The 11,422-nt window shown below is 72.8% G+C and carries 10 protein-coding genes and 1 pseudogene; 4 read left to right on the forward strand and 7 right to left on the reverse strand.

The genetic code is table 11. From position 1 onward, the window contains the following. Nucleotides 1-94 precede the first annotated feature (94 nt). A pseudogene (locus AB0G01_RS34195) lies at nt 95-705 on the reverse strand (MFS transporter); the annotation flags it as partial. A gap of 340 nt (nt 706-1,045) precedes the next feature. Beyond that, on the reverse strand, nt 1,046-3,988 hold the full coding sequence (locus AB0G01_RS34200) for a M36 family metallopeptidase (protein ID WP_360954697.1): 2,943 nt from the start codon (nt 3,986-3,988) through the stop codon (nt 1,046-1,048). Between the two features lie 286 nt (nt 3,989-4,274). Here AB0G01_RS34200 and AB0G01_RS34205 point away from each other — a divergent pair, with 286 nt between their 5' ends. After that, nucleotides 4,275-5,171, forward strand: a complete 897-nt coding sequence (locus tag AB0G01_RS34205) for an XRE family transcriptional regulator (RefSeq protein ID WP_360954701.1) — start codon at nt 4,275-4,277, stop codon at nt 5,169-5,171. A 46-nt stretch (nt 5,172-5,217) separates the two neighbouring features. Here AB0G01_RS34205 and AB0G01_RS34210 read toward each other — a convergent pair whose 3' ends face one another. The 3 genes from AB0G01_RS34210 to AB0G01_RS34220 all read right to left on the reverse strand — a co-directional run bounded on the left by AB0G01_RS34210 (nt 5,218) and on the right by AB0G01_RS34220 (nt 6,643). Next, nucleotides 5,218-5,751, reverse strand: coding sequence for a hypothetical protein (locus AB0G01_RS34210; protein ID WP_360954704.1), 534 nt, complete (start codon nt 5,749-5,751; stop codon nt 5,218-5,220). A 194-nt stretch (nt 5,752-5,945) separates the two neighbouring features. Beyond that, nucleotides 5,946-6,155: a hypothetical protein gene (locus AB0G01_RS34215; protein WP_360954707.1), complete on the reverse strand. Its 210-nt coding sequence runs from the start codon at nt 6,153-6,155 to the stop codon at nt 5,946-5,948. Nucleotides 6,156-6,280: 125 nt separating this feature from the next. Further along, a complete protein-coding gene (locus AB0G01_RS34220) occupies nt 6,281-6,643 on the reverse strand; it encodes a PLD nuclease N-terminal domain-containing protein (RefSeq protein ID WP_360954710.1) in 363 nt (120 codons plus the stop codon). A 157-nt stretch (nt 6,644-6,800) separates the two neighbouring features. Here AB0G01_RS34220 and AB0G01_RS34225 point away from each other — a divergent pair, with 157 nt between their 5' ends. Genes AB0G01_RS34225 through AB0G01_RS34235 form a run of 3 tightly spaced genes read left to right on the forward strand, consistent with a single transcriptional unit; the run spans nt 6,801 to nt 9,825 of the window. After that, nucleotides 6,801-7,994, forward strand: coding sequence for a DUF418 domain-containing protein (locus tag AB0G01_RS34225; RefSeq protein ID WP_360954713.1), 1,194 nt, complete (start codon nt 6,801-6,803; stop codon nt 7,992-7,994). Next, a complete protein-coding gene (locus AB0G01_RS34230) occupies nt 7,991-9,193 on the forward strand; it encodes a sensor histidine kinase (RefSeq protein WP_360954716.1) in 1,203 nt (400 codons plus the stop codon). The genes AB0G01_RS34225 and AB0G01_RS34230 overlap by 4 nt, the downstream gene beginning before the upstream one ends. Further along, nucleotides 9,190-9,825 carry a response regulator transcription factor gene (locus AB0G01_RS34235; protein WP_360954719.1) on the forward strand — a complete coding sequence of 212 codons (636 nt, stop codon included), beginning with the start codon at nt 9,190-9,192 and terminating at the stop codon, nt 9,823-9,825. The genes AB0G01_RS34230 and AB0G01_RS34235 overlap by 4 nt, the downstream gene beginning before the upstream one ends. Before the next feature lie 34 nt (nt 9,826-9,859). Here AB0G01_RS34235 and AB0G01_RS34240 read toward each other — a convergent pair whose 3' ends face one another. Both AB0G01_RS34240 and AB0G01_RS34245 read right to left on the reverse strand, forming a co-directional pair. Then, on the reverse strand, nt 9,860-10,711 hold the full coding sequence (locus AB0G01_RS34240; protein ID WP_360954827.1) for a hypothetical protein: 852 nt from the start codon (nt 10,709-10,711) through the stop codon (nt 9,860-9,862). Nucleotides 10,712-10,798: 87 nt separating this feature from the next. Beyond that, nucleotides 10,799-11,326: a hypothetical protein gene (locus AB0G01_RS34245; RefSeq protein ID WP_360954722.1), complete on the reverse strand. Its 528-nt coding sequence runs from the start codon at nt 11,324-11,326 to the stop codon at nt 10,799-10,801. Nucleotides 11,327-11,422 lie beyond the last annotated feature (96 nt).

The raw sequence follows: 11,422 nt of genomic DNA on the forward strand, positions 1-11,422 counted from the left end.
CCACCCGCTACGACAAACTCGCCGTCCGCTACCAGGCCACCATCGACATCGCCGCCATCAACATCTGGCTACGCCACATATGAAACACGCGCTAGATCCCGATCACCACCAGCACCGCCGACAGCAGGAACGGGATGCGCCAACCCCAGTCCAGGAATTGCCCGTCGGTCACCCCGAGCCTCAGCAAGGCCAGCACGCCGGTCGCGATCATGTTGCCCAGCGGTCCCCGGTCTGCGGCCAACTGCTCCAGAACCCGCGCCGCGCAGCCGAACCGTGCTCCGCAACCAGGAGCACCGCGCCGCCCCACTCGCCGCCCAGCGCCGGCCCCTGGACGAGACGCAGTGCGGTCAACAGGATCGGCGCGGCGACACCGATCGACGCGTAGGAGGGAACCAGCCCGATCGCGACCGTGGCCGTGCCCATGACGATCAGGCTCAACGACAACGTCCGCCGTCGACCGAACCGGTCCCCGAGGTGACCGAACAGCACGCCACCCAACGGCCGGGCCAAGAAGCCCACCGCGTAGGTGACGAGGGCGAGCAGCACGCCGGTCAACGGTTCGCTGCCGGGGAAGAAGACCTTGTCGAACACGAGAGCGGCGGCCGTGCCGTACAGCAAGAAGTCGTAGAACTCGATCGTCGTGCCCGCCACGCTCGCCGCGACGATCCGGGCGAATCCACGCCGCGACGGGTTCTCGGTGGGCATCACGCCTCCGGAGCTCGACGATCCAACGCCACCGAACGTAGAACGACCAACTACACACCGTCAAAACACCCGCCCAATCACCCCCTCCCCCCTCCCACACGCCCGCACTCCCGCGACCCACACACTTCGCGGGCTTTTCCCCTCCCGCCCCCCGCCCAGGCCGCAGTTAACACCGGGTCGTCGGTGTCAAGGGTGGCCGAAGGCCATCGCGCAGCGGCGCGAAGCGCCCTTGATACCGGCGGCCCGGTGTTAAACCATCGGGCCGCCCGGGGGACGAGGCCGCGTTCTTCGCACGCCGGTCCGTGCGCCCAGGGCACACGGACCGGCGAAAGCACACCCATCAGCTCCGGAACGCTTGGAACTCCGCGATTCGAACGGCCTCTGCCGCCGCCGGGTTGCCGGTGACGCAATCACTGGTCGAGCGCGGATCGTCGTGCTGCGAGCCGGCGTACTCCGGCGTGCCCGTGCACTGGTTGGTCAGCACGCGGATCATCAGGTGGGTGGCCTTGGTCGGCGGGATGTGGAACGACCGCAGGGACAGGTCCGCGACCGTCGGACGCGGTCCGCCCGCCGGGAAGGCGTTGGCCGGGCTGGTGAACACCTTCCGGTAGCCCGCCTCGCTGTCGCACTTCGCTCCGGACGCGCTGTTGCACGCCAGGACTTCGAACTGGCGCACGGCGGTGAACCGGCTCTGCGTGCCGGGGTCCGGATCGGGGTCGATCGCCGGGCGCAGCAACGCGCTCACCTGCACGCGCCCCACCCGCTGGGGTTCGGTGCCGGGGAGGTCCACCCGGACGCCTCGGCCCGCGACCGGTCCGCCGGACGCCGCCCAGCCGGACGCCTCCGTGTCGTCGATCAGCTTGTCCAGGTTCACGCCGTCGCCCGCCGCCGTCGCGCCGAGGCTCTTCGACGCGAGGTTGCGCGAGGACTGCGGTCGGATCGTGTCGCGCTCTCCGGGGTCCAGCGAACGCCGGAGGCGGGTGCTGCCGTAGCCGTCTGCGGCGACCACGAAGTTGTAGTCACCGGGCGCGATCCGCACGGTGTCGGGCAGCGGTGTGGCCGGGTCGGTGTCGGCCACCGGGGTCGACCGGGCCTCGTAGTTGCCCACGTACAGCCGGACCGGGGTCTTCGCGTCGTTCGCGGCCAGCCGCAAGGTCGCGTTGCGCGCGTGCGGCGAGGCGAAGCCCGGTGTCGGGTCCTGGTCGTTCGGACCGTTGCTGGCCGCGCCCTCGCCCAGGCCGCGTCGCGCGAAGGCGTTCCACAGCAGCGGAACGTCCGCGCCGCCGAAGCGGACCTCGTTCGCGGCGAGGGTGGCGTCACGCATGTCTACGTAGCTCACCGCGCCGGAAGCGGTGAGCAGCAACGAGTCGAACACCTGCTGGATCCAGCGCCGGTTGCCGGGGCACTTCTCCACCGCCACCTTGCCGTCGGCGCACTCCCGTTGCCGCGCGGGCGTTCCGCTGCCGTACCGCTCGATCATGGCCTTGCGCACGTCGAAGCTCGTGGCGCTCCAGATCTCACCGTCCGCGTGCACCTGCTGGCCCACCAGGTCGTAGGCCACGTTGCTGTAGTTGAGCGGGCTCCGGCTCATGTCGAAGTTGCGGATGCCCGACCCCGCGTCGCCGGTCACGTACCCGCCGACGACGTAGCGGGTGTCGCCGCGCGGGACGAACCCGTACTCGTACAGGTACTCCACCGCGAGCAGGTCCGAGTGCGACTCGTTCATCGCGCCCGCCTGCGCACCCGACCACCCGCTGTCGGGACCGGCGACGAGCCGCCCGCTGATCGCGTGGCCGTACTCGTGCCCGATGACCGACATGTCGTAGTCGCCGTCCACGCACGGGCCGTAGAACGCGCCGGGCGTCGCCTGCCACAAGTACATGTTGGTGGTGGGCGGGACGCCGTCGGGCGGGGTGATCTGGTTGGCGTTGTTGCGGGCGGGGAAGCCGGGCGGCGCGCCGCCGACCCGACCGCCGGCCTGCGCGTTGCCGCGCTCCGCGTCACCGCCCAGGCCGCCGTTGTCGCCGTTGTCCGCCTGCATGTTCCAGGTCTCCTCGGTGAACCCGAGGTGGTAGGACCAGTCGTGCATCCGGTTGTGCATCGCGAACAGGTTCGCCAGCGCCGCGTCGATGTCGTTCTGCTGCGCGGTGTCGAACACGGCGGGGTCGCACCGCTTCTCGTACCACTGGTTGGTCCACGGGTAGGTGTACTCGCGGGTCGGGCTCGCCGTCGCGGTGCGCGTGCCGACGGTGCCGCCGGCCAGGTCGTCCCACTTCTCCGTGGCACGGGCGGAGTTGCCGGCGGAGGTCGTGGACGGCCCGGTCGCGTCGGCGTCCCAGGCGGTACCCCGGTCGGCCGTGGCGACGGACCGCTCACAGCCCCGGACCTTGACCAGGCACCACCGCGCGCGGTTGTCGCGGGAGGAGTAGTCCGCCGGCGGGTTGGCCGGGAAGACGTCCCACTCGGGGTTGTCCGAGTCGTGGTCCACGAGGTCTTCGCGGACCAGCAGCGCGCCGGTCCGGGCGTCGACGTAGCTGGTGTACCCGGTGGGGTGCGCCTCGTCGCCGCCGACGAGGACGACCTGGTAGGCCGTGCGCGGCGGCCCGTCCGGCATCGGCACCGCGCCCAGCCGGACGCGGGACGTGGCGGTGTCGACCAGGCCTGCCTCGGCGGTCGCGGCGGCCAGCGCCTCGTCCGGCGAGAGGGTCGCCGGCTCCGGGTCGGCCCGGGTGGGGCTCAGCGTCGAGCTGAGGAACACCACCGCGCCGTCCCTGATCCCGAACGTCACCAGGCCGTCCAGCAACGACGGCGTCGTACCGAACTTCTGGCGCAGCATGACGTACGAGCCCTGCCCCATCGGGCGGCTGACCACGACGTCCATCGCGTCGACGGTCTCCGGGGCCAGGCCGAACAGGTCCCGGTTGTCGCCCAGGTAGGCGCGGGCCACGCCCACCGGGTCCTGCCCCGCACCCCGCTGTCGGACGTCGGCGCGCGGGACGAGCGTGGCGGGCGTGCCGTAGCGGTTCCACCGCACGGTCGTGCCGCGATCACCCGCCACGGTCAACTGCCGTTCGCTCGGCTGGGCCGTCGCGGGGCGGTTGTCGACATCGCCGTCACCGTGGGTGTCCCCTTGAACGGCGGACGCCGACCCGGCAGCCGTCACCGACCCGATCCCGGGCGCGGGGCCCGGATCGCCCGTCGCCGTGCCCACCGTCAGCGGACTGATCACCAGCACGCCGGTCGCGGCGAGCGCGGTGATCCTCCGGAGAGCCTGTCTCGGCATCTGTGGACGCCTCTCTGCAAGCTCGCCGGAGGTTTCCGGGAGCGAGTCGGACGAACCGTGACGTTCCGAGCTTTCCGGTAGGGCGCACGGGAAAGATAGGTCCGTTCGCACGGCTCGACCTCGGCCGTCCCGCCGAGCGCCGGTGCCCTCCCCGACGCCGTCCCCGTTCCCGTTCCCGGGGGCGATCACCCCGCCGGCCGGGAGCGTGCCGGAACCCGGAACCCGGGAACTTGGGAAACCCGGGAATTCCTGGAATCCCTGGGCCGAGCGGACTACTGTCCGGCAGGTGCCCGAGCCGGCCGAGGTCCGCCTGAGCCCGTTCGCCGAGTCGCTGCGGCGGGCGATCCAGCGGCGCGGCGCGACCCTGGAACGGCTGGCCGAGCACCTGCGGGGCAGGGGGACGCCGGTCAGCCTCGCCACCCTGAGCTACTGGCAGTCCGGGCGCAGCCAGCCCGAGCGGGCCGTTTCGCTGGCGGCGCTGCGCAACGTGGAGCGGTACCTCGGGCTGCGCGGTGGCGAGCTGGCCGGGCTGCTCGACGCGCCCCGGCCGCGCGGCCGGTCGGCGCACCGCACGCCGACGGCCGAGCCGTGGTCGAAGATGTGGCCGGACGCCCGGTCCCGGCTGCGCGCGCTGGACGGGATGGGGCCGCTCGACGAGGCCCGGCTGACCAGGCTGAGCATCGCGTCGCGGTTGGCGATCGGCCCGGACCGCACCGAGCGCCACCAGTGGACCCGGCACATCCTGCGGGCCGAGGAGGACGGCGTCAGCAGGATGGTGCTGCTGTTCTGGGCCGACCGCGACCAGCCGCCGCCGCTGCTGGTACCGACCAGGAACCTCTCCGTGGTCACGCTGAACCGCGACCGGGATTCCGGGCTCGCGGCGGCGGAACTGCGCTTTCCCCGGCCGCTGGCGCGGCACGAGACGATCATCGTCGAGTACGAGGTCGAGCAGGTGGGCCGGACACCCGCGACCGTGCACGAGCGGCGCGCGCGGATGCCCACCCGGGAGCTGCTGATCGAGGTGACGTTCGACCCGGCGGCGTTGCCGGCGCGGTGCGAGCAGTTCTCCGAGATCGGTGGCCGGCACCTGGTCCGCCCGCTGGTCCGGGACGACTCCCACACCGTGCACGCCCTGGGGCTCGACCTGGGTGCCGGCGTGTTCGGGATTCGCTGGGAGTGGTGATCCCTGCCTTACCGGGGCCGTTCGCGTGTCGTGGGGAGGCCCGAGGTCACAGGCCCGGCAGGGTCAGCGCCGCGCCGATCGCGGCGCTCAGCAGCAGGCTCGCACCCATGACCGGCCCGGCGACCCGGCTGCTGGTGGTCGTCGTCGCGCGCACCCGGGGCACGGCCCAGCCGAGCGCGGCCAGTTGGACCACGCCCACCACGGCCACGCCGACGTCGTGCAGGAACAGCGCCAGCGGCAGGAAGTGCACCGCCACGACGACCGCGACCCACCACGCCATCCACCGCGACCGCCCGCGCCGGGCCAGCAGCAGGCAGCCCAGACCCGCCGCCACGACCTCGGCCGCGACCAGCACCCCGAACCAGACGTACCTGCCCTGCAACGCCGTCGGCTGGTCCCAGTTCAACGCGGTCAGGACGCCGAACGCGGCGGCGAACGCGACCCCCAGGCCCGACCCGACCCCCAGCCAGACCCGCCGACTGCGCGGTGGGTCCTCCTGGGACCAGCCGAACCACACGAAGGCCATCAGCCCGAACCACGCCGTGGTGAAGCACTGGTCGCGCAGGAACTCGGTCAGCATCGGCACTCGTCTCCGGGGACGTCCAGCGGTGGCACACCTGAAGCGGACGGCGCGAACGGCTCACGCCACGCCGGCAACAGTAGCCAAGACCGGGCAGCGAACCCGAGGACTCCTCGCCACGGGCCCGTCCCGGTCGTCCCACCCACAGCCCCGTGGAAGTCGGGAGCGGCTCCGGGGCCGCTCCCGCCGGGGGTTCACCGCGAACGCCGCTTGAGGTAGAACGCGATCAGCAACACGATGCACAGCACCCCCACCCCTCCGGCCCCGAGTCGGTAGATGCTGTCCCAGCCCATGAAGGAACCCACCGAGTTGACCGCACCGCTCGCCGCGAGGGTCAACCACAGCACGACCTGCACGACGATGCCACGGGCGCGAACCTGTTCGATCTGGTTGTGATTGCTCATGACCGGAAATCTACGAACGCGCGGCGCTCGCCACGATCCCCCGCACAACCGGATCGGGGTAGTCCTGGCACTACCGAGCGGGGTCCCGGTCAGACCCGGGTCAGCGCGCCGGAGGTCGCCCGGTGCTACTGGTCCTCGCCCCTGCTCTCGCGGGCCTTGCGGCGCTGTTCCTCGGCACGTTCCCGGCAGCGGCGCAGGAAGTCGGCGTCCGACTCGGAATCCCCGGCGGCGAAGCGGCCGGGCCGGTCGTACTCGGGGAACCCAGGGGCGGGGCGTTCGTACGCGCCCGCCCGGCCGCTCGCGCGCACCGGACGACCCGCGACGAGCCACGCGATCGAACCGACCAGCGGGAAGAACAGCACGATCAGCAGCCAGGCGGTCTTCGGCAGGTTCCGGTGCCCGCCGACGGCGGTGGTGATGACGTCGACCAGGCAGAACAACCAGAGGCCCAGCATGAGCACGCCGAAGAAACCACCGAAGTAGAACATTTCCCAACCCCCCGAGGTCGACACGGCACCCTAGCGCAGGCCCGCGCCGGCCGGGCGCGCATCGGTCGATCGGTTGATGCGCGGTGGATCGGGGTGGAGACCGCGCTCGGTCGATGCGCCGATGCGCCGCGCCCCCGCGAACCGCGACGCTCGTCCCATGACGCTCACTCCCCCGTCGCCCATCCCCACGCTCGCGGGCCCGGTCGCCGCGCGGGAACGGTCGCTCGCACCGGATCTCGCCCGCGGCCTGATGCTCGCGCTGATCGCGCTGGCCAACTCGGTCGTCTACCTCTACGGCCGCCCCTACGGCGCACGGCAGCACATCGTCGAGGACGGCCTGGTCGACCGGGTCGTCAGCGTGCTCGCCGTGGCGCTGGTCGACGCCCGCGCGTACCCGATGTTCGCCGCCCTGTTCGGGTACGGCGTGGTCCAGGTGATCCAGCGCCAACGCGCCGCCGGCGTCGCGGAGAAGGATGCCAAGAGCCTGCTGCGGCGGCGCAGCCGCTGGCTGCTCGTGTTCGGGTTCGTGCACGTGCTGGTGTTGTTCCCCGGTGACATCCTCGGCCTGTACGGCGTCCTGGGCTTCCTGCTGGTGGGGTTGACCCGGGTTTCGGACCGCGCGCTGCTCGTCGCCGCCACCGCGTGGCTGGTCGTCGTCGCGCTGGTGCAGGGCGCGGCCTACATGGTGCCGTCGGACGGCACCCGGTCGTTCTTCTGGTCGTTCGAGACCGCCGACCCGGTCGAGGCGATGGTGCTGCGGCCGATCGAGTGGCTGATCACCCCGGTCGGCGTGATCGGTGTCGGCAGTGCGGTCCTGGTCGGCACGTGGGCGGCCCGGCGCGGTGTGCTCACCGACCCGGCCGCGCACCGCCCGCTGCTGGTCCGCACGGCGGTCGTCGGGCTGATCGCCGCCCTCGCGGGCGGGCTGCCGATGGGGCTCGCGGTCGGCCACTTCTGGGAGCCGACGTCGGTACTGGGGCTGTGGACCACGTCCGCCGTGCACGCGGTGACCGGGATCGCGGGCGGTCTGGGCTACGCGGCGCTGATCGGGTTGCTGGCGGTCCGGATCGGTGCGCGGCGCGGGCCGGTGGTGCTCGCGATCACCGCGTGCGGGGAGCGCTCGCTCAGTTGCTACCTGTTCCAGTCGGTGGTGTTCGTGGCGCTGCTGGTGCCCTACACCCTGGGGTTGGGCGCGAAGCTCGGCACCGCCGAGGTCGCGCTGGTCGCCCTGGGCACGTGGGTGGTCTCGGTGCTGGTCGCCGACCTGCTCCGGCGCGGCGGGCGGCGCGGACCGGCCGAAGCGCTGCTGCGCCGGCTCACCTACCGGCGAGCGGGGAAGATGGCCCGGTGACGTCGGTGGAGGAACAGCTCGGCCTGCAACGCGAGCGGCGGTGGGACCTGGCCTGGGGGCTCGCCCCGTTCGGCCTGCTGCTCCTGGCGTGCGGGCTGGTGGTGGTGTTCGGCCGGGCCGGGTGGCCGCACCACCTGGCCACGGTCGGCATCGCGCTCGGGCTCGCGGTGTGGCACTGGTGGTTCGTCGTGGCGCACCCGCAGTGGTGCGGGCGCAACACCGGGACCATGGTGCTGTACTTCGTCGGCCTGCTCGCCCTCACCTCGGCCCTGGTGTCGCGCGACGAGACGTTCCAGCTCTTCATCCCCGCGTGCTACGTGCTCGCGTTCGTCACGCTGCCCGGCTGGGCCGCCTACCCCGGCGTGGTGGCCGCGAACATCCCGTGGTTGGCGGTGCCGGACACCGACCTCCGCGCGACGCTGTTCAACCTGGCGGTGGGGACACCGCTCGCCGCGCTGATCGGCGGGATGATCCGGGCCGTCGAGCGGGAGGCGATCCGCCGCCGGGAGATCAACAGCGAACTGGTCGCCATGGCGGCGGAGAACTCCCGGCTGCACGCGCTGCTCGTGGCGCAGGCGCGGGAGACCGGGATCGCCGAGGAACGCGCCCGGATGGCCCGGGAGATCCACGACACCGTCGCGCAGGGGTTGACCGGGATCGTCACCCAGCTCGAAGCGGTGGACGACCTGGCCCCGCCCGACGGCCCGGTGCGCGGCCGGCTCGCCACCGCCCGCACCCTGGCGCGCACCAGCCTGGTCGAGGTGCGCCGGTCGATCGAGGCGCTGCGCCCCGGCCCGTTGCAGGACGCCCGGCTGGGCGACGCCGTGCGCCAGGCGGTGACGACGTGGCGGGAGCAGTACGACATCCCGGTGAGCTTCACCGTGACCGGGACGCCGCTGCCGGTGCACTCGGAGGTGGAGGTGACCCTGTTGCGCGCGGCGCAGGAGACCCTGTCGAACGTCGGCAGGCACGCGCACGCGGGGCGGGTCGACGTCACACTGTCCTATATGGAGGATGTGATCATCCTGGACGTGCGGGACGACGGCGCGGGTACCGGCACGCGGTCGCCCGGCGGGTTCGGGCTCACCGCGCTGCGGCAACGGGTGCGGGCGCTGGCCGGGTCGGTCGACATCGAGTCCGCGCCCGGCGCGGGCACGGCGGTCAGCGTCAGCGTGCCGGTGATCGAGGTGGAGCGGTGACGCCCCTGCGGCTGGTGGTCGTGGACGACCACCCGGTGGTGCGCGACGGCTTGCGCGGGATGCTCGGCACCCAGCCGGACTTCGAGATCGTCGGCGAGGCGGCGAGCGGCACCGAGGCGCTGACCGTGGTGGCCGCCGTCCGGCCGGACGTGGTGCTGACCGACCTGCGGATGCCGGACCCGAGCGGTGGCACGCTGATCCGGTTGCTCCGGGAGCGCGTGCCCACCGTCCGCGTGCTGGTGCTCACCACGCACGACACCGATTCCGACGTGCTGCCGGCGGTCGAGGCGGGCGCGATCGGCTACCTGCTCAAGGACGCGCCGCGCGAGGAGCTGTTCCGGGCCGTGCGCGCCGCCGCGCGCGGCGAGACGGTGCTGTCGCCGTCCGTGGCGACCCTGCTGCTCAGCCGCATCCGCCCGCAGCGACCGCTGGGCGAGGCGCGGTTGAGCGCGCGGGAGCGGGAGGTGCTGGCGCTGATCGCGCGGGGCCGGACCAACCGGGAGGCGGCGGCCGAGCTGCACATCAGCGAGGCCACCGTCAAGACGCACCTCCTGCACATCTACGCCAAGCTGGAGGTGCCGGACCGGGCGTCCGCGGTGGCCGCAGCCTTCCAGCGCGGCATCCTGAGCTGATGCCGGCGGCGGCGGGGATCAGGGGATCAAGGGGTCAGCGGCCGGGTAGCCAGTCGCCGAGCGCGGGGTGGCGGCGGACCGCCACGAAGATAGACCGGTCCACGGTCGGGCGCTCCGGGTCGAACAACACCTGCGCCAGGCCGGGTCCGGTCGGCACGCCCACGTCGGACGTGCTCCGGGTCGCCCAGTGCCGGACGCCGGCGAAGTCCACGAAGGCCACCGTGACCGTCGACCCGGCCGCGTGGCTGCCCGACTCGCTGGTGGCGATGCGCACCTCGACCTCGACCACGTCGGCCCGTACCCGGCACCCGTGCGCCAGCAGCCGGTCGCGCTCGGCCACCACCTCGGCCTGCCGCCGGGTGTGCCGCACCACGAGGAGCACCGAGGTCGCGGTCACCAGCAGCATGCCGGCCGGTACCCACCGGTCCGCGTAGTACATCAGCCACGACCAGGGCCCCCACTCCTCGTCGTGGTGGAAGACCGGGTCGACCTCGGTGCCCACCGCGAGCGGCGGCAGCCAGTCCCGCGACGACACCCAGGTGCCCGCGGTGTGCGCGGCGAGCCCGAGGACGACCGGGAACGCCGGCCGTTCCGAGCTCCCCAGGTACCCGCGCGCGGCGTTGGCGGCCAGGGTGCCGGTGAAGGCCGCTCCGACGAGGCCGAACGTGCCGGACATCAGCAGGAACGGCGACGTCTCGTCGCCCCGGTCGTCGAAGATGCTGTCGATCACCGACGTCCGCAGCACCTCGACCAGCTCGCCGAAGCCGAGCCCGGCCACGAACGCCAGGACCACCGCGACCGTCGAGGCCGCCACCACCCCGGCGAGCACCACCGGGTCGCCCCGCCGGCGGTCGAGGCGGTCACTCCGGGCCTGGGCCGGGTCCACCGTGTTCAACGTCCACCTCCGGCGGTCGCGGGGTTCCCGGGCGGGATTCCCCGGGCGGGATTCTTTGGGCGGCGAACCCCGGGCGGGTCAGGGCAGGAGTTCGAAGATCCCGACGTTGCCCGGGTCGGTCCGGTCGATCCGGACCCGGTGGCGGGTGCCGGGTGCGTACTGGGCGTAGGTCATGGTCGGCACGAGGTGCGCGATCGTGGTCCGGTAGGTGGCGCCGTCGGCGCGGGTGACGTCGAGCACCGACGTGTACTGCGGCTGGGCGGCGACCGTGACGCCGGTCGGGTCCAGCGTGCGGACGATCGCGGTGGCCGGTTCGCCGAACTCGTGCAGCCGGCGCAGGTGCTGCCCGTAGGCGTTGGCCTCGCCCTGCTGGCGGAGCTGCTCCTCGGCGGGCAGGTTCATGAACTCCACCACGGCGGGGTCCTGCCCCATCATCCGGAAACCCTGCGCCGCCATGCCCTGCGTCGGCATCTGCGGCCGGATGTCGTGGCCCTGGCGGGCGGCGTCCTGCTGGAACCGCGCCGCGTGCCACTGGAAGTCCTGCGCGGCCCGCTCGGTCGCCTGCCGGGTCGCGTTGTCGATCTGGTCGCGAAGCTTCTTGAACACGGTGCCCCACCTCTCGAACCGCTGGTGTCGTGGAACCATCCTGCGGTGGGGCGCGCCGCTACCGATCACAGGTTTGCCCGGCCGGCGGCACCGCGA

The organism is Actinosynnema sp. NPDC023587 (assembly GCF_040640215.1).
Lineage (GTDB): Bacteria > Actinomycetota > Actinomycetes > Mycobacteriales > Pseudonocardiaceae > Actinosynnema.